Here is a 17,121-nt window from a genome sequence, read left to right on the forward strand (position 1 = left end):
ACCGGCGCGGTAGCTTAGGCGTGTGCTGGCGATCCTGACGACGACCGGGCGAGTGCTGTGGCGGCACTGGCCTGCGCTGATGGCGTGGTACCTCGCGGGCGTCCTGGTGCACTACGGGGTCACAGAGATCGCCGGCTTCATCGGAGCCTCGTCGGCGACGTTGGGCTTCCTGGTGCTGCCGATCGCGATCCTCGCCCGGCTGGTGAGCCTGGTGGCGATGTTCCTCGTGCTGCGCGACGGTCTGCGCAACCTGCAGGAGGTGGCACCGCTGCCGGAGTCGCCGGTGGAGCGTCGGCGTACTTTCCTCTCGGCCCTTCTCGCCGGCATCCTGCCGTTCTTCGCGGTGTACTGGGCGCAGGGGCTGCTCGGCGAGGACGTGCGGGCTTACTCGCTCCGCGCTCTCGAGGTGCGCAACGGCATCGTGTGGACGGCGAGCGTGAACGGCGAGCCGCCCGTGAGCTCGGACGACACCGTGCTCAACCTTCCGATCAACGTGTGGACCATCGCGATCATCGTGCTCGCGTTCGCCGGTCGATGGGCGTGGTCGAAGTGGTCGCCGAAGCTCGCGGCCTGGTTGTCGCCGGTGGCGGTGTACTTCGAGGTCGTCTGGGTCTTCTTCTCGGTGATGGTGCTCGGCGACATCTTCGACGCGATCAAGGCCTGGGTCGACAGTCGCGCGGCGATGGCGTACCTCGAGACGGTGCGGGAGGGCATCCTCGACGCCGTGGCGCCCCTGCGCTGGCTGTGGGAGGGGATCGGCTGGGTCCTCTCCGAGGCGGGCCCCGTGCTGCTGGCGCCGCTGGCCTGGCTCACGATCGCCGGAGTCGTCTTCGGACAGGCGATCGTCGCCGAGAAGCTGCGCGTCGAGAGTGAACTCGTCTCGCGGTTCCGTCAGCACACGGAGGCGATCCCCAACCCCCTGGTACGACGGCTGCGCGACCTCGGCGACGAGCTGGGAGCACGCTTCCGGCCGATCGGTCGCGCCCTGCTGCTGATGTGGCGAGCGGGTCCCCTGCTGGTCGCCTCCTACGCGCTGCTCTACGTGGCGGTGAAGGCGCTCGAATCGGTCCTCGGCTTCGGTGTCACCCGGCTGATCGGACCGCAGGACTACGTGTTCTGGGCGGTCGCGGCCCCGCTCGTCTCCCTCGTGCCGCTCCTGCTCATCGAACCCCTCCGCATCGCCGTGATCAGCGGCGCCTACGACGCCACGCTCGGACGGCTGCGACGTCGCCAGCAGGCGCGGCCGGACGCCTCGGCCTCCACGGAGGCGGAAGCGGAGATGCGTGCCGTCGCGGATGCGGCCGGACTACTGCCCTCGTCGGTCGATGCGGTGGCAGCCGCTGTGGTCTCGGCGCCGCCTCGTGACGCCGTCGGCGGTCAGGGTTCGAACTCGAACCTCACGAACGAGCCGCCGGCGCGATAGGGCCGGATGTCGACCCAGAACGGGCCCTCCACGTCGGCAGGAACCACGAACGGCACGATCAACTCGTAAGGGCTCGCCTGCTCGCTGAGGCACGTCTCGGGCTCGTCGGCGCTCCAGTCGAGTCCGATCTCGGCGCGCACCGGACTCCACTCCCGCCCCGTCGACTGCTCCACGAGCACGGGAGCCTCGCACCCGACGCCCTCGGCTTCCGGGTCCACGGGCACCGCGACCGCGATCAGCCGCGTCTTCTCCGGTACGTCGAGGCCGGAGACGTCGTCGATCTCCCCGCCGCGGATCGGGCCCCAGGCTGCGCCGGCGAGGTCCGTCGTCTCGTCTTCCGTCACGACCACCGGGGCGACCGCGCGGGCACCGAACCCGAAGTACTGGTACCACTCCTGCCAACCCACGGCGGCCGCCGTCGCGGGCACGAGGAGGGCGAGTGCGATCAGGGCGACGGTGTTGCGCCGCCACCAGGAATCGCGCTTCGTCGGAACAGCCGCGGCTGCGGGGTCTTCCTGAGGGGCGGGAGGAAAGAGCGGAGGAGGGATCGTCATCGCGCCCACCCGTTCTCGACCAGGAGCACCTCGGCCTCGACGGGGAGAGTCGCCAGATCGATCGGCAGGTCGATCACGCCGTCGCGCAGCACCTCGAAGCCGCCCGATCCCGGCACGCCGAGGCGCAGGGTGGCCCTGTCACCCACGACGTCGTCGGGGAGCTCGAACGCCAGACTGCCGCTGCGGGGAACCGCGGTGACCAGACGCTGAGCGAGGAAGGTGGTTCCACGATCCGTGGCGCTGAACGTGCGCTCGCCGATCGTGAGCTCTGCGAGCCTGAGGGTGCTCAACCGCTGCGTGACCCCGCTCGCGGCGTCGAGGTCGATCACGAGCCAGGTGCCCTCGGCGGACCAGCCCTCGGCATCGGTGACCCGATTCGTGAGATGGACATCGGTCACGGTCGCGACGAGGTTGCGTGTGACGGCCTCCTCGCCGATCTGCGCGACCGCGGGGAAGGGGGCATCCGGAGCGTCGTCGGGGAGCGTGACCTTGACGAGGACCCACGCGCACGCGAGCAGCGCCGTGGTGAGAAGCCAGACGAGCACGTGCTTCTTCATCCGGCGCTCACCTCCTCGATCGTGGTCGTCAGCGTCGCGCCGACGCGGGGATCGTTCCAGTAGTCGCCGCGGATCAGGCTCTGCCCGACGTAGTGGTCGGAGTCGGGGAGGGTGAGCGAGACCTCGTCGCCGTCGCGGAAGTCGTCCGGTCCCACGGCCCAGGTGATCAGCACACGGGCCGGAACGTCGGGCTGGAGCGTGGGCGCGAGCTTTCCGTCGTCGGCGCGCGACACCACCCCCTTGGCATCGAGCCCTTCGATGCGGATGCCGTCCAGGAGAGGAGACACCTTCGCGGGTGATCCGGAAGCACGCGGCTGCGAGAAGGTGTTCACCACGTCCACGGTCACGACGAGCAGGCGCTCCCCCTTTTCCTCGTCGGGATAGATCGCCGCCATTCCGCGCTCGTCGCGCAGTTCGACGCCCACCACGGTCATCTCGAATTCGGAGCCGGAGAACGTCTCTCCGATCGTGAGATCGGGGATCGGGTCGACCGCGGCGGCCTCGAGGCCGCCGAACAGGGCGGTGGTCGCCAACAGCGCCGCCCCCGCGCCGGTGATCAACCACGAGGTCGGGATGAGGTCGATGCTGCGCCGCGCCCACCCCAGCACCTTCGCGCGGGCTCCCGCGTTCGAGGCGGTGACCTCCGCCTCACCGCGCGATGCGGAGGTGCTGTCGGGCGGGGTCGTGGTCACGGCAACAGCTTAGGACCGCGCCGTTCGGCGGTGCGGCATGGTTCGCACCCCGCCCGGCCGCGCTCCTCCGCTCCGGGGCCGCACCGGGCGGCGAGAACGGCCGCATGCGAAGCGGACGCGGATGGCGGAATGCGGCGGCGCGGCGCGGAATCCGGGGTGTCCAGACCTAGGCTGAAATCCATGGCAGACCTCCCGCCGGATGCCGTGGCATCCGCATCCCTCGCAGACCGCGCCGTCGAGCTGGCTCGGCGGTGGACGATCGAGGCCGCGGCCACAGAACCAGACCCTGCCGCCGCCCGGCTCGCCGGAGTGCTGCAGGACGCGAACGGACTCCCGTTCACCCTGGGGTTCGTCGACGGCGTCATGCGTCCGGAGAGCCTGACCGCCGCGGCCTCGCAGCTGCACCGCATCGCCCCGATCGTGCCCGAGTTCCTGCCCTGGTACCTGCGCTCGGTGGTACGTCTCGGTGGCGGGGTCGCGCAGATCCTCCCGACGCCCGTGGTGCCGATCGCCCGTCGGGTGCTCCGGGACATGGTGGGGCACCTGGTCGTCGACGCGCGCCCTGCCAAGCTCGGCGCCGCGATCGAGCGGATCCGCGCCGACGGCTCCCGGCTCAACCTCAACCTGCTCGGCGAGGCCGTGCTCGGGGAGGCGGAGGCCCGACGACGGCTCGACGGCATCCACGCGCTCGTCCGCCGTCCGGACGTGGACTACGTCTCGGTGAAGGTCTCGGCGATCATCAGCCACCTGTCGATGTGGGCTTTCGACGAGGTCGTCGACGAGGTGGTAGAGCGGCTCCTTCCGCTGTATCTCGCGGCGGCGGCCGACGGCACCTTCATCAACCTGGACATGGAGGAGTACCGCGACCTCGACCTCACGATCGCCGTCTTCACGCGCATCCTCGAGGACCCCCGACTGGCCGGGCTCGAAGCCGGGATCGTGCTGCAGGCGTACCTGCCGGACGCGCTGCCCGCCCTGCAGGAGCTCACCGCGTGGGCGCAGGACCGCGTGGCGCACGGCGGCGCCCGCATCAAGGTGCGTCTCGTGAAGGGGGCGAACCTCGCGATGGAGCACGTCGAGGCGCGGATGCACGGGTGGACGCCTGCGACCTACGACACCAAGCTCGACACCGACGCGAACTACCTGCGCTGCCTCGACTGGGCGCTGCGGCCGGAGCACACGGCTGCGGTGAAGATCGGCGTCGCGGGGCACAACCTCTTCGGCATCGCCTACGCCTGGCTGCTGGCGGGCGAGCGGGGCGTGCGGGAGGCCGTGGAGTTCGAGATGCTGCTCGGCATGGCCCAGGGGCAGGTGCGAGCCGTCTCGCGCGAGGTCGGACCGGTGCTGCTCTACGTGCCTGTGGTGGAGCCAGCGGAGTTCGACGTGGCCATCAGCTACCTGGTGCGCCGGCTCGAGGAGAACGCCTCGCCGGACAACTTCCTCTCCGCCGCCTTCCGGCTCGGCGAGGACGAGTCGCTGTTCGTCCGCGAGCAGAATCGCTTCCTCGATGCGCTCGACAGGGCGGGCGACCCGACGCTGCGCATCGGACCCCGTCGCACGCAGGACCGTCTCGCCCCCGTGCACGAGTCGCTGCGCCCTGCACCCGTCGCCCCGGTGCCGGAGACCGACCTGACCAAGGCGGTGCTCGGCATCTCCCGCGGCTCGGACGACAGCGGCCGGGAGGCGTTCCTGGAGACCGCGGTCTACTCCGCCCGCGAGCTGGAGCAGGACACCGGCGGAGCCCCCGGCTTCGCGAACACCGTCGACAGCGACCCCGCGCTTCCCGCCAACCGCGAATGGGCGCGCGAGGTGCGCGAGCGCATCGCGACCTCCGACCTGGGGTCTGCCACGATCGCGGCGGCGCAGGTGTCCGAGGCGGACGAGCTCGAGCGGGTCGTGCACGGTGTGCGTCGTGCGGCCCCGGCCTGGGGCGGGCGACCTGCCGCCGAGCGTGCCGAGGTGCTGCTGCGTGCCGCGGCTGCACTCGAGGCTCGTCGCGGAGACCTCATCGAGGTCGCGGCCTCCGAGACCGGCAAGGTCTTCGCAGAAGCCGACATCGAGGTGAGTGAGGCCGTCGACTTCGCGCGGTACTACGCAGCCAAGGCCAGGGAGCTCGACGCGATCGCCGGCGCCGTGTTCGTCCCGGCATCCGTCACGGTCGTCACGCCGCCCTGGAACTTCCCCGTCGCCATTCCCGCCGGAGGAGTGCTCGCCGCGCTCGCCGCAGGTTCCGGTGTGGTCTTCAAGCCCGCACCGCAGGCCCGTCGCTGTGCGGCGGTGATCGCCGAGACGCTGTGGGAGGCAGGGATCCCCCGCGACCTGTTGGCGCTCGTCGACGTCGAAGAGGGGGAGCTCGGCCGCGAGCTGATCACGCACGAGGCGGTCGACCGGGTGATCCTCACCGGCGCGTGGGACACGGCGGCGCTGTTCCGCTCCTGGCGCCCGGATCTGCCGCTGCTCGCGGAGACCAGCGGCAAGAACGCGATCATCATCACGCCTTCCGCCGATCTCGACCTCGCGGTCGCCGACCTCGTCAAGAGCGCCTTCGGACATGCCGGGCAGAAGTGCTCGGCGGCGTCGCTCGCGATCCTCGTGGGGCCGGTCGGACGCTCGGCCCGGTTCGCCCGCCAGTTGGCCGATGCCGTGCGCTCGCTGCACGTCGGTCCTCCTACCGATCCGCTGGCCGAGGTGGGGCCGGTGATCGAGCAGCCGCAGGGCAAGCTCGCCTGGGCGCTGAGTGAGCTCGAGGGCGACGAGCAGTGGCTGATCGAGCCGTCTCTCGCCGCGGCGGACGACGGCAGCCGACGGCTGTGGCGTCCCGGCGTGCGCGTCGGGGTGCAACCGGGATCGCGTTTCCACACCGAGGAGTTCTTCGGCCCCGTGCTCGGGGTGATGCACGCCCCGACCCTCGCGCGCGCCGTGGAGATGCAGAACGCCGTCGCCTACGGACTCACCGCAGGGCTGCACACCCAGGATCCGGAGGAGCTGTCGTACTGGCTCGACCGGGTGCAGGCGGGCAATCTCTACGTGAATCGCGGCATCACCGGCGCGATCGTGCAGCGTCAGCCCTTCGGCGGCTGGAAGCGCTCCTCGGTCGGCCCCGGCGCGAAGGCGGGTGGGCCCAACTATCTCATCGGTCTGGGATCGTGGCGCTCGCAGTCGGGAGGGCCGGCCTCCAGCACCCTGCACCTGCGCGGGCTCGATTCGCGCATCACCGCGGTGATCGAGGCGGCACAGTCCTCGCTCGCGTATGAGTCGTTCGAGTGGCTGCGGCGCTCGGCTCTCTCGGATGCGCTGGCCTGGGATCGGGAGTTCGGCCAGGTGCGCGACGTGTCGCGTCTGGGAGTCGAGCGCAACCTGTTCCGCTATCGCCCCGTGCCCGTCGAAGTGCGCGCGACCGACGACGCCGCGCTGCACGACCTGCTGCGCGTGGTGATCGCCGGGGTGCGCTCCGGCGCCAGGTTCGTCATCTCGACCCCTTCCGGTTTGCCCGCCGAGGTGCGCCGAGCGCTCGGAGACCTCGACGCCCCGGTGTTCCTCGAGAGCGACGACGAGTGGTTGCAGCGGCTGCTCCGTCAGGACGCCGACCTCGAAGGCGTCACACTGCCGGCGAGCGATCGAGTGCGACTGGTCGGCGGTCGTGAGGGTGTCGCCGCTCTCCGCGCGGAGCTGGCCGCGGCTTCCGCTGGCGATCCCGATCTCGCGGTGTACGACGGCGAGGTGACGGCGGCCGCCCGCATCGAGCTGCTGCCGTTCGTGCACGAGCAGTCGATCTCGATCACCGCGCACCGTTACGGCAACCTCGACGCCTGGAGCAGTGACGTGATCTGAGTCACATGTAAAGAATTCTTGACACATCTGGTAAGCGGTCGTACGCTGAGCGTGTCAAGAATCTTTTACATCGGAGGCGTCGTGGTCTACGAAGAGCGCAATGCGTGGGCGGGACTCATCGTGAGCCCCATCGTGATGGTCGTCTACGTCGTGCTGGTGCTCCAGCAGGCCGGGGGAGGACCGCTCACCGACGTCGACTGGTTCCCGCTCATGCTGTGGGTGATCGGCGGCGGCATCGTCGCGACGATCCTGCTCAGCGTGATGTGGGGCATCATCGCCGGGATGAGCGATCCCGACGGGGTCGGCCGCTCCGACATCCGCGACCGCGACATCAGCCGCATGGGTGGGCGGGTGGAGCAGGCCTTCATCGTGATCGCCGGCCTCGGGGTGATCGCGCTGTGCGCTGTCGGGGCCGACGTCTTCTGGATCGCGAACACCATGTTCGCGGGCTTCGCGGTAGCCGCGCTCGTCGGCGGTGTCGCCAGGGTGATCGCCTACCGGCGAGGCCTCGTCTGATGGTCAAGCCCACTCTCGTCTCCAACACCATCCGCGCTCATCGCGAGCAGGCCGGTCTCACCCAGGCCGAGCTCGCCCGCACGGTCGGGGTGACGCGACAGACGCTCATCGCCATCGAACAGCACAAGTACTCGCCGACGCTCGAACTCGCCTTCCAGATCGCCCGTGCGTTCGGCGTGGGCCTCGACGACATCTTCGAGTATCCCGACACGTCAGGAGCAGCATCATGAACCGGTCGATGACGGCGTGGCGGCGGGAGACCTACGGGCCGGCCGACGGTGTGACCCTCGAACGCATCCCGGTCCCGGTGCCCGGTCGCGGCGAAGTGCTGCTGCGGGTGCACGCGACGGCTCTGAACGCGGGCGATGTGCGCCTCCTGCTCGGTGATCCGCTGCTCGTGCGACCGGTGTTCGGACTCACCCGCCCGAAGCATCCGGTGCGCGGCATGGAGGTCGCCGGCACAGTGGTCGCCGTGGGGCCGGACGTCGTCGGCGCCGAGATCGGTGAGGAGGTCGTCGGCGAGCTGGTCGGTGGCGGCGGTCTCGCCGAGTACGTATGCGTTCCCGCAGCACGGCTCGTGCCGATCCCCACCGACATCGCGGCAGAGACCGCTGCCTGCCTGCCGGTCGCCGGTGGTACCGCCTGGCAGGCGCTCGACCTCGCCGGGGTCGGGCTCGCAGACGTTGGCCACGCGGCGGGTGGGGCGCCGCGCGTGCTGATCATCGGTGCATCCGGAGGTGTCGGCACGTTCGCCGTGCAGCTCGCGACTCTCCGCGGAGCCGAGGTATGGGCGACCTGTCGCGACCGCAACGCGCCGCTGATCGAGCAGCTCGGCGCGGTGCGCACGTTCGACCACAGGGAGTCGCCGTTGAGCACGCTCGCGGACGGCCGATTCGACGCGATCATCGACATCGCGGGAGGGATGCCGCTGCGCGAGCTGAAGCGTCTCGTCGTTCCCGGCGGCACAGTCGTGCTGGTCACCGGCGACGGCGGCCATGTGCTCGGCCCCGTCCCACGGATGCTGCGCGCGGTGTTCCTGTCGATCGGCTCGCGGAGCATCCGACCGCTCGCCGCGACGCCACGCCCCGAGGTGCTGGCGAAGCTGCTCGACCTCGTGGCCGAGGGGCGGATCGTCCCCGTCATCGAGCGCGAGTATCCCTTCGCCGAGGCATCGGCGGCTCTCTCCCGACTGGAAGCCGGCCACACGGTGGGCAAGCTCGTGGTCGCCGGCACCGCGGTCTGAGCGTTCATCGGCGGTGTTCTGGTGCCGCACCGACAGCGGTGTGGCGGAGCACCCCCCACCGCGCTCTGGCGGTGCACAGGGGGCGGGTGACAGAATGGACCCCGGCGTGCCCGAGTCGCATCTTCCCCGACGCCCGCTCGATCGAGCGAAGGGTCGAAGGACCGCCGGGCCCCTGGACAGCGTCCGCCGCGCCCGTCCTCCGAGGAGAGCTCCCATGTCGACGCCTGAAGCCGCCGTCTCCACCGCCCCCGCCCGCACCGCGCACCACCGCCACTACCTGATGTGCAAGCCGGAGCACTTCACCGTCAACTACTCCATCAATCCGTGGATGGAGCCGTCGAAGCCCACCGACACCGCGAAGGCGGTCGCGCAGTGGCAGAAGCTCCACGACCTGTACGTCGAGCTGGGCCACGACGTCGAGCTCATCGAGCCGCTCGCCGGATACCCCGACATGGTCTACACGGCCAACGGGGGGTTCCTCATCGACGGCCGCGCCTATGTGCCCGAGTTCCGCTTCGTCGAGCGCCAGGGCGAGGCTCCCGCCTTCGCCGATTGGTTCCGCGGCGCGGGCTACGACACCGTGATGCCGAAGGAGGTCAACGAGGGCGAGGGCGACTTCCTGCTCGTCGGTGACGTGATCCTCGCCGGCACCGGCTTCCGCTCGACCGGCGACAGTCACCGCGAGGTCGGCGAGGTCTTCGGCCGCGAGGTCGTGTCGCTCAACCTGGTCGACCCGCGCTTCTACCACCTCGACACCGCGATCGCCGTGCTCGATCCGGTGCAGGGTCTCGAGAACGGCGGCCCCGAGCACGCGAACATCGCGTACCTCCCCGGTGCCTTCGACGACGCGAGCCGCGCCGAGCTCGAGAAGCGCTTCCCCGACGCGATCCTGGTGTCGGACGAGGACGGCTCGGTGTTCGGCCTGAACTCGGCGAGCGACGGCTACAACGTGATCATCTCCCCGCGCGCGAAGGGCTTCGAGAAGCAGCTGCGCGAGCGCGGTTACAACCCGATCATGATCGACCTTTCCGAGCTGCTGCTCGGCGGCGGCGGCATCAAGTGCTGCACGCTCGAGCTTCGGGGCGCGAAGTGACCGCGCTGGAGGCAGGCGCCGATGTGAACACCGAGCCGCACGTCGCACACAACTACCACCCGCTGCCCGTGAACATCGCCCGCGCAGAGGGCGCGTGGGTGACGGATGTCGAGGGCAAGCGCTACCTCGATCTGCTCGCCGCGTATTCCGCCGTGAACTTCGGACACCGGCACCCGGCACTCGTCGCCGCGCTCACCGAGCAGCTCGGGCGGGTCACGCTCGTCAGCCGTGCGTTCCAGAGCGACCGCCTCGAACCGTTCGCCGCGGCGCTGGCGGAGCTCGCCGGCAAAGACCTCGTGCTGCCGATGAACACCGGTGCCGAAGCCGTCGAGACCGGCATCAAGGTCGCCCGCGCGTGGGGCTACCGCGTCAAGGGCATCGCCGAGGGCAGGGCACGCATCATCGTCGCGGCCGGGAACTTCCACGGACGCACGACCACGATCGTCAGCTTCAGCGACGACGAGCAGGCGCGCGACGACTTCGGGCCCTACACGCCCGGCTTCGACGTCGTGCCGTACGGCGACGCGGACGCCATCGCCGCAGCCATCACCGACGACACTGCCGCCGTGCTCGTGGAGCCGATCCAGGGCGAGGCAGGGGTCGTGATCCCGCCGGAGGGATACCTGCGCCGCATCCGCGAGATCTGCGATGAGAAGAACGTGCTGTTCATCGCCGACGAGATCCAGGCCGGTCTCGGTCGCGTGGGAGAGACGTTCGCATGCGACCGCGAGGGCGTCGTGCCCGACCTGTACCTGCTCGGTAAGGCTTTGGGCGGCGGCATCCTCCCGGTCTCGGCCGTGGTCGGCGACTCCGATGTGCTCGGTGTGATCCGTCCCGGCGAGCACGGCTCGACGTTCGGCGGCAACCCGCTCGCCGCAGCCGTGGGCCTGCGCGTCGTCGAGATGCTGCAGACGGGGGAGTTCCAGGAGCGCGCCCGTGCGCTGGGAGCCCATCTGGAGCAGGCGTTGCAGCCGCTGATCGGCCACGGCGTCACGGCCGTGCGCATCGCGGGACTCTGGGCCGGGGTCGACATCGACCCCGCGAAGGGCACAGGGCGGGAGATCGCCGAGAAGCTGCTCGAACGCGGCGTGCTGGTGAAGGACACGCATGGACAGACGGTGCGCATCGCGCCGCCGCTGGTGATCCGTGCGACCGAGCTCGACTGGGCGGTGGAGCAGCTCAAGCTCGTGCTGGGCGCCTGACCGACCCGCCGACACGGACAGCGCCACCGCTGTCACGGCCGTCGACTGGGGATGAGACGGCTGGCGGTGGCGCTGTCCTCGTGCCGCTCAGGCCGGTGGGGAATCCGGGTCGAGCGTCTTGAGGGTGTCCTCTTCGGCGGCGTTGTCGGCGTCGAGCTGGTCCTCGGTGTTCTCGTCGCCGCCGAGGGCCGCACGATGGCCCTGGCCGGCGTCGCCCTGGATGGCTCCTCCGGTGGACTCGCCGCGCGAGGCATCACCCTGGATGGCTCCGCCGGTGCCGTCGCCCTGGCCGGAGTCCTCGTCCGGTGCTCCGACTCCGGGTGCGCCCTCTGCCGGGTCCTGCGGGTGGGGGGTGCGTTCCGTGTTCTCGTCCATGCGACGACGCTACGTCGGGTGCGGCCCTCCGCAGAGGGCATTGACAAACAGGCCGAGGATGCTCAGTCGTCGGGGTCGCGCCGCTTGGCGGTGCGGATCGGCGTGGTCACGGCGGCCTCGTCGCTGAACTCGATCGGGTCGACCTCGATCACGCTGAGCGGGCGGGTCTCGTCGAGTGTGAGCAGGAAGCGGCGGTTCTCGTCGCGTCGCAGGCGCCCGGACGTCGCCACCCAGATCACGCCGATCGCACAGGCGACGAATCCGGCCGTGCCGCCGAGCATGATCGCAGCGCGCGGCCCGAACGTGTCGGCGACCCACCCCGCGATCGGAGCGCCCACCGGGGTCGAGCCCATGATCACCGCCATGTAGAGCGCGAGCACACGGCCGCGCAGGGCGGGATCGGTGGTGATCTGCACGTAGCCGTTGGCGGCGGTGAGCAGCGTCACGATCATGAAGCCGGTGAACGTCAGGGTCACGGCGTACGACGCGTAGCTGGGCATCACGGACGACACGAAGGCGGCGATCCCGAACCCGCCGGCAGCCAGGATCACCACCCGTACCCGGGCCCGGTCGCGACGTGCGGCCAGCAGGGCGCCGATCAGCGACCCGATGGCCAGCACCGAGCTGAGCACACCGTATCCGTCGGCTCCCGCACCGAACTCGAGTGCCATGGTCGAGGCGAAGATCGGGAAGTTCATGCCGAAGGCGCCGATCAGGAAGACCGTGACGAAGACGACCTTCAGGTCGCTGCGTCCCCATACGTACCGGAAGCCGGCTGCCAGGCCACCGCGGCTGCGGTTCTTCAGCCGAGGGGCGAGCAGGCTGCGCCGCATCAACAGGAGCGCGAGGAGCATCGCCAGGAAGGTCGCGGCGTTCACGATGAACACCCAGCCCGAGCCGATCGCCACGATCAGCAGGCCTCCGACGGCCGGTCCCACCATGCGGGCGAGGTTGAACGACGCCGAGTTGAGGGCCACCGCGTTCGAGGTGTCTCCGGTGGAGACCATGTCCGAGACGAACGCCTGCCTGGCCGGGGCGTCGAAGGCGTTCACGATGCCGAATCCGAGGGCGAACCCGAACATCATCGGCAGCGTCATGAGGTCGTTGAGCAGCAGCACACCGACCGCGATGGCCAGGGCCAGCAATGCCGACTGTGTCGCGAAGAGGATGTGCCGGCGGTCGAAGCGGTCGGCCACCCACCCCGTCATGCTCACGAGCACGAGGGGAGGCCCGAACTGCAGGGCCATGGTGACGCCCATCGCCGTGGCGTCGTTGTCGGTGAGCTCGGTGAGCACCACCCAGTCCTGCGCGGTGGCCTGCATCCATCCGCCGACGTTGGAGATCAGGGCGCCCGCGAACCAGATCCGGTAGTTGATGTTCGCGAACGAGCGGAACATGGCGCTCATCTCTCCACCACCCGCCGCATCAGGGCGCTCGCTTCGCGCAGTGTGGTCAGCTCGGCCTCGGTGTAGTCGACCTCGCGCAGCATGTCGGCCAGCAGCTCGTCGCGCCGGCGGATGGTCTCGACCACGATCTCGGCACCGGCCGGGGTGATGTCGACCTGCACGCGTCGCCGGTCGTCCTCGTCGGGGGTGCGCACGACGAAGCCCTGTTCCTCGAGGCCGTTGATCGTGCTCGTCATCGACGGCGCGGTCACGCGTTCGCGTTCGGCGAGGGTCGAGACCGTGCGTCGGCCGTTCATGCGCAGGTCGGCGAGCACCGCCAGCTGCGCGTCGCTCATCGAGTCGGCGGCGCGGGCGCAGCGGAGGCGGCGGGCCAGCCGGAACGTGGCCATGCGAAGGTCTGTGGCGGTGAGGCGGAGGGATTCATCAGACGCAGACATTACTTAGATAGCCTATCTAATTTTCCGGATGCCGTCGCGGCAGCGGGCACAATGGAGGGGTGACCCGAACGCTCGCCTTGGAAATCGCCGTGCAGGACCCCGCCGGAGTGCGCATCGCCAAGGAGGTCGGCGCGGCACGCGTCGAGCTCGCGACGGCTCTCGCCCTCGGTGGACTCACCCCGTCGCCCGCGACGATCGAGCTCGCCGTCGAGACGGCAGGGGTCGATGGCCCCGAGGTGCACGTGCTGATCCGCCCGCGCGCGGGCGGCTTCCACTATGACGACGACGAACTCGCCGTGGCCGAGCTCGATGTGCGCCGCGCGATCGCCGCCGGTGCTGCGGGCGTGGTCATCGGCGCCCTCGACGCCGAGGGGCGACTCGACCTGTTCGCCATGGCGCGCCTCCGAGATGCCGCAGCCGGCGCACCCGCGACGCTGCACCGCGCGATCGACGTGACGGCCGATCCGGTCGCGACGCTGCGAAGCGCCCGCGAGCTGGGCCTGCGTCGGGTGCTCACCTCGGGGGGAGCGTCGGCCGCGATCGACGGCATCGACACGTTGCGTGCGCTCGTCGCGGCCGCAGAGGGCGAGATCGAGATCATGGCGGGCAGCGGCGTCGATGTGGCGAGCGCTCCGCTGCTCGCAGCCGCGGGCGTGGACGCGATCCATTTCTCCGCGAAGCGTGCCGTGAACGAAGACGGCGGTGTGCGGATGGGGTCGGCCTCCGACGGGGTCGGCGGCTACGAGGTGACCGATCGCGACACCGCCTTCGCGATCCGCGACGCCCTCGCGCGGTAGCCGCCTCTTCCGGTGATGGGTAGGCTCGCAGCGTGATGGATACCCGCGAGTTCACCGATGCCTATGGTGTCGACATCGTCTACGACGTCCATCCCGCCGAGGGGACCCCGCGCGGCGTGGTGCAGCTGCTGCACGGCGTCGGAGAGCATGCAGGGCGGTACGGTGCGCTGATCACCGCGCTCACGGCTGCCGGATTCCACGTCTACGCCGACGACCACCGCGGTCATGGCCGCACCGGCATCCGCCAGCACGGCGGCCCGGAGAAGCTCGGCCGTCTGGGCAAGGGCGGGCTGCGTGCGGCCGTGGAAGCCGTCTGGCAGCTGACGGGCATCATCCGCGAGGAGAATCCCGATCTGCCGCTCGTGCTGCTCGGGCACTCGTGGGGATCGTTCCTCGCACAGATGCTCGTCAACGAGCACCCGGACGCGTGGGACGCCGTGATCCTGTCCGGCTCTGCCCTGCGTATGCCGGGCTCACTGAACGCCGCTCCGCTGAATGCGCGCTGGGCAGGTGAGGGCGCGACCGGGCTGGAGTGGCTCAGCCGAGACCCCGCCGTGTGGACCGCGTTCGACGTGGACCCGCTGACCACCGATGTGCCGCTGCTCAAGCTGTTCGGCCCGATCGAGGCGGCGAAGCTGTACGGCCGCCCTGCCAAGGACCTGGGGCACGACATCCCGATGCTCCTGCTGGTCGGGCGGGACGACCCGGTGGGCGGACCGCGCAGCGTGCACAAGCTCGCCGACGAGTACCGCAACCGTTCAGGTCTCACCGACGTCACCACGCTCGTCTACCCCGACGCGCGCCACGAGATCTTCGCGGAGCTGCAGCAGGACGAGGTGCGCGCCGACGTGCTCGCCTGGCTCGACACGCACATCCCCGCACGCTGAGCTCCCGGCTCCACCGCCGAGACCCATGCTCCTCGGCCACACCCACTGTGGCGACCGCTCGCCGCGGTGGGTCTCGGCGGGGAGCGTGGGTCTGGGGCGAGATGTTCCCGCGTGGTGCGGATGTAACGCGACGTTACGCGCGGTGAAGGCGTGTGACACGGGCGTCTCGCGCGCCGCGGGGTCACCGTAGATTCGGGGCAATATTCCGCGCATGAGCGAGGAGTGCCCCGCTCGGCGGCACCCCGCACGGGAGGGAGCGCTCCGATGAGCTTCGTGAAGGACTGGCAGGACTGGCACGCGTCCAGGGAGCGGTACGCGGGCTCGGAGTACGGCCCGTCGGCACTCGAGTCGACGAACTGGCTCATCACGGAGGCCGCGGCCGTGGACGGCATCCCCGGGCTCTGGGCGCTCACCGGCGACGGCGGCATCCGCGGCAGCGAGCTGGGCCAGGCGGGATCCACCGTCACGCTGCGGGGCACGCAGAGCATCCGGCTCGGGCGCCGCGAGCTGCGCGTGTTCGAGCGCCACGGCACGATAGCGCTGCGTGTGCTGAATCCGGCTCGTCCGCAGCGCGAGTGGTTCACCGCGATCGATGCCTATGCCCCCGACGAGCGCTGGCGTCTGCCGGCTGTCTTCGAGGAGACACCCGACGAGCAGATCGTGATCACGTCGGTCGACGGCGATGCGCGGGAGACGCCCGTCGCCGGTCGGCTGCGCTTCGAGCTGGCGGGTGCGCCGCAGACGCTCACCGTGACCCGAGGTGCTCAGGGCGGGCTGAGCGCGGTGTTCGCAGACGGGACGAACGGCCTCGAGACCTACCGCTTCCGGTTCCTTCCGGTCGACGAACCGGCCGTGGACGGCACTGCCGTGATCGACTTCAACCGCGCCTATCTGCCGCCGTGCGCATTCTCCGACCAGTTCGTGTGCCCGCTGCCGCCCGCCGGGAATCGATACTCGACCCCGATCCGCGCGGGTGAGCGCGTCGTCGTGCTCGGAGGCTGACCCGCCGTAACAGGGGCCGCGCGCCTTAAGCTGGAACCGTGCACGGTGAATACAAGGTCCCAGGTGGAAAGCTCGTCGTCGTCGACCTCGAGATCGAGGACGACCGGATCTCCCGCTTCCGGCTCGCCGGCGACTTCTTCCTCGAGCCCGACTCGGCGCTGGACGACATCAACGCCGCCGTCGACGGACTGCCCGTGGAATCGGACGCGACGGCGATCGCCGCAGCCGTCCGCGCCGCGCTGCCCGACGGGGCACAGCTGCTCGGGTTCACACCGGAGGCTGTCGGAACCGCGGTGCGTCGCGCACTCGTGACCGCCCCTGGGTGGCGCGACTTCGACTGGGAGATCGTGCACGAGAAGGCTGCGTCGCCACGCATGAACCTCGCGCTCGACGAGGTGCTCACCTCCCGCGTCGGCGAGGGGCGTCGCCGTCCCACCCTGCGCATCTGGGAGTGGGACCAGTCTGCCGTGGTGATCGGATCGTTCCAGTCGTACCGCAACGAGGTCGACCCCGAGGGAGCTGCGAAGCACGGATTCGACGTCGTCCGTCGTATCTCGGGCGGCGGGGCGATGCTCATGGCCGCGGGGCAGATCATCACCTACTCGCTGTACGTACCGGCTTCACTCGTGGCGGGGATGACCTTCGCCGATTCCTACGCCTTCCTCGACGACTGGGTGCTGCAGGCGCTGCGTTCGCTCGGCATCGATGCCGTCTACCAGCCGCTCAACGACATCGCGAGCCCGACCGGCAAGATCGGCGGCGCCGCCCAGAAGCGGTTGGCGAACGGCGGAGTGCTGCACCATGCGACCCTGTCGTACGACATCGACGGTCAGGTGATGACCGAGGTGCTGCGCATCGGACGGGAGAAGCTCAGCGACAAGGGAACCGCCTCTGCCGCCAAGCGCGTCGACCCGCTGCGCAGCCAGACCGGCCTCGAGCGCGCGGAGATCATCGAACGGTTCAAGGACACCTTCCGCTCGCTGACCGACGCCGAGACCGGGTCGATCTCGGCCGACGAGTACGCCGCCGCCGAGGCGCTCGTCGAATCGAAGTTCGCCACCGAGGCCTGGCTGCATCGGGTGCCGTGACGGCGCCGGCCCCTCACC

17 protein-coding genes are annotated in these 17,121 nt (G+C 70.3%); 11 read left to right on the plus strand and 6 right to left on the minus strand.

Annotation, left to right across the window (positions count from 1 at the left end; all coding sequences use genetic code 11):
• Positions 1-22: 22 nt before the first annotated feature.
• Entirely contained in the window at positions 23-1,423 is a 1,401-nt protein-coding gene (locus FFS56_RS09655; RefSeq protein WP_127012709.1) for a hypothetical protein, read from the plus strand.
• On the opposite strand, the gene FFS56_RS09660 is transcribed toward FFS56_RS09655, so the two are convergent.
• Genes FFS56_RS09660 through FFS56_RS09670 form a run of 3 tightly spaced genes read right to left on the minus strand, consistent with a single transcriptional unit; the run spans position 1,378 to position 3,226 of the window.
• The gene (locus tag FFS56_RS09660) at positions 1,378-1,977 is read right to left on the minus strand and encodes a hypothetical protein (protein ID WP_127012708.1); all 600 of its coding nucleotides are present in this window, start codon (positions 1,975-1,977) and stop codon (positions 1,378-1,380) included. The two genes, FFS56_RS09655 and FFS56_RS09660, sit on opposite strands and share 46 nt — an antisense overlap.
• Positions 1,974-2,534 (minus strand): hypothetical protein, encoded by a 561-nt coding sequence (locus tag FFS56_RS09665; protein WP_061017035.1) that lies wholly within the window; start codon positions 2,532-2,534, stop codon positions 1,974-1,976. Before FFS56_RS09665 ends, FFS56_RS09660 begins: the two co-directional genes overlap by 4 nt.
• Positions 2,531-3,226 carry a hypothetical protein gene (locus FFS56_RS09670; protein WP_127012707.1) on the minus strand — a complete coding sequence of 232 codons (696 nt, stop codon included), beginning with the start codon at positions 3,224-3,226 and terminating at the stop codon, positions 2,531-2,533. The genes FFS56_RS09665 and FFS56_RS09670 overlap by 4 nt, the downstream gene beginning before the upstream one ends.
• A gap of 180 nt (positions 3,227-3,406) precedes the next feature.
• Here FFS56_RS09670 and FFS56_RS09675 point away from each other — a divergent pair, with 180 nt between their 5' ends.
• The 6 genes from FFS56_RS09675 (at position 3,407) to rocD (ending at position 11,111) form a co-directional block, all read left to right on the plus strand.
• Positions 3,407-7,057 (plus strand): bifunctional proline dehydrogenase/L-glutamate gamma-semialdehyde dehydrogenase, encoded by a 3,651-nt coding sequence (locus FFS56_RS09675; protein ID WP_127012706.1) that lies wholly within the window; start codon positions 3,407-3,409, stop codon positions 7,055-7,057.
• Between the two features lie 51 nt (positions 7,058-7,108).
• Positions 7,109-7,573, plus strand: a complete 465-nt coding sequence (locus FFS56_RS09680; protein ID WP_233437335.1) for a hypothetical protein — start codon at positions 7,109-7,111, stop codon at positions 7,571-7,573.
• Positions 7,573-7,803, plus strand: a complete 231-nt coding sequence (locus FFS56_RS09685; RefSeq protein WP_137772124.1) for a helix-turn-helix transcriptional regulator — start codon at positions 7,573-7,575, stop codon at positions 7,801-7,803. Before FFS56_RS09680 ends, FFS56_RS09685 begins: the two co-directional genes overlap by 1 nt.
• Positions 7,800-8,816 carry an NAD(P)-dependent alcohol dehydrogenase gene (locus FFS56_RS09690; protein ID WP_127012705.1) on the plus strand — a complete coding sequence of 339 codons (1,017 nt, stop codon included), beginning with the start codon at positions 7,800-7,802 and terminating at the stop codon, positions 8,814-8,816. Before FFS56_RS09685 ends, FFS56_RS09690 begins: the two co-directional genes overlap by 4 nt.
• 214 nt (positions 8,817-9,030) lie before the next feature.
• Positions 9,031-9,909: a dimethylargininase gene (ddaH, locus tag FFS56_RS09695; RefSeq protein ID WP_046747564.1), complete on the plus strand. Its 879-nt coding sequence runs from the start codon at positions 9,031-9,033 to the stop codon at positions 9,907-9,909.
• On the plus strand, positions 9,906-11,111 hold the full coding sequence (rocD, locus tag FFS56_RS09700) for an ornithine--oxo-acid transaminase (RefSeq protein ID WP_058632929.1): 1,206 nt from the start codon (positions 9,906-9,908) through the stop codon (positions 11,109-11,111). Before ddaH ends, rocD begins: the two co-directional genes overlap by 4 nt.
• A gap of 87 nt (positions 11,112-11,198) precedes the next feature.
• On the opposite strand, the gene FFS56_RS09705 is transcribed toward rocD, so the two are convergent.
• The 3 genes from FFS56_RS09705 to FFS56_RS09715 form a co-directional block, all read right to left on the minus strand.
• Positions 11,199-11,486, minus strand: coding sequence for a hypothetical protein (locus FFS56_RS09705; RefSeq protein WP_045264425.1), 288 nt, complete (start codon positions 11,484-11,486; stop codon positions 11,199-11,201).
• A 62-nt stretch (positions 11,487-11,548) separates the two neighbouring features.
• The gene (locus FFS56_RS09710) at positions 11,549-12,883 is read right to left on the minus strand and encodes an MFS transporter (protein WP_137772126.1); all 1,335 of its coding nucleotides are present in this window, start codon (positions 12,881-12,883) and stop codon (positions 11,549-11,551) included.
• Positions 12,884-12,888: 5 nt separating this feature from the next.
• Positions 12,889-13,329, minus strand: a complete 441-nt coding sequence (locus FFS56_RS09715) for a MarR family transcriptional regulator (RefSeq protein WP_046747567.1) — start codon at positions 13,327-13,329, stop codon at positions 12,889-12,891.
• Between the two features lie 59 nt (positions 13,330-13,388).
• On the opposite strand from FFS56_RS09715, the gene FFS56_RS09720 reads away from it, so the two are divergent.
• From FFS56_RS09720 to FFS56_RS09735, 4 genes are all read left to right on the plus strand, one after another.
• Positions 13,389-14,126, plus strand: a complete 738-nt coding sequence (locus tag FFS56_RS09720) for a copper homeostasis protein CutC (protein ID WP_058632928.1) — start codon at positions 13,389-13,391, stop codon at positions 14,124-14,126.
• Positions 14,127-14,161: 35 nt separating this feature from the next.
• The gene (locus FFS56_RS09725) at positions 14,162-15,013 is read left to right on the plus strand and encodes an alpha/beta fold hydrolase (protein ID WP_127013015.1); all 852 of its coding nucleotides are present in this window, start codon (positions 14,162-14,164) and stop codon (positions 15,011-15,013) included.
• 264 nt (positions 15,014-15,277) lie between these two features.
• Positions 15,278-16,015, plus strand: coding sequence for a DUF1684 domain-containing protein (locus FFS56_RS09730; RefSeq protein ID WP_046747570.1), 738 nt, complete (start codon positions 15,278-15,280; stop codon positions 16,013-16,015).
• 38 nt (positions 16,016-16,053) lie between these two features.
• Complete coding sequence (locus FFS56_RS09735; RefSeq protein WP_046747571.1) at positions 16,054-17,103, plus strand: biotin/lipoate A/B protein ligase family protein; 1,050 nt, start codon at positions 16,054-16,056, stop codon at positions 17,101-17,103.
• Positions 17,104-17,121: the final 18 nt, after the last annotated feature.

It is taken from the genome of Microbacterium sp. Beta (assembly GCF_005502545.1).
Classification (GTDB): domain Bacteria; phylum Actinomycetota; class Actinomycetes; order Actinomycetales; family Microbacteriaceae; genus Microbacterium; species Microbacterium oxydans.

Coding starts and splice junctions, on each gene's coding strand:
- FFS56_RS09690 (WP_127012705.1), top strand. CDS start 7,800: ATGAACCGGTCGATGACGGCGTGGCGGCGGGAGACCTACGGGCCGGCC.
- FFS56_RS09730 (WP_046747570.1), top strand. CDS start 15,278: ATGAGCTTCGTGAAGGACTGGCAGGACTGGCACGCGTCCAGGGAGCGG.
- FFS56_RS09660 (WP_127012708.1), bottom strand. CDS start 1,977: ATGACGATCCCTCCTCCGCTCTTTCCTCCCGCCCCTCAGGAAGACCCC.
- FFS56_RS09725 (WP_127013015.1), top strand. CDS start 14,162: ATGGATACCCGCGAGTTCACCGATGCCTATGGTGTCGACATCGTCTAC.
- ddaH (WP_046747564.1), top strand. CDS start 9,031: ATGTCGACGCCTGAAGCCGCCGTCTCCACCGCCCCCGCCCGCACCGCG.
- FFS56_RS09665 (WP_061017035.1), bottom strand. CDS start 2,534: ATGAAGAAGCACGTGCTCGTCTGGCTTCTCACCACGGCGCTGCTCGCG.
- FFS56_RS09685 (WP_137772124.1), top strand. CDS start 7,573: ATGGTCAAGCCCACTCTCGTCTCCAACACCATCCGCGCTCATCGCGAG.
- FFS56_RS09675 (WP_127012706.1), top strand. CDS start 3,407: ATGGCAGACCTCCCGCCGGATGCCGTGGCATCCGCATCCCTCGCAGAC.
- FFS56_RS09705 (WP_045264425.1), bottom strand. CDS start 11,486: ATGGACGAGAACACGGAACGCACCCCCCACCCGCAGGACCCGGCAGAG.
- FFS56_RS09710 (WP_137772126.1), bottom strand. CDS start 12,883: ATGTTCCGCTCGTTCGCGAACATCAACTACCGGATCTGGTTCGCGGGC.
- FFS56_RS09715 (WP_046747567.1), bottom strand. CDS start 13,329: ATGTCTGCGTCTGATGAATCCCTCCGCCTCACCGCCACAGACCTTCGC.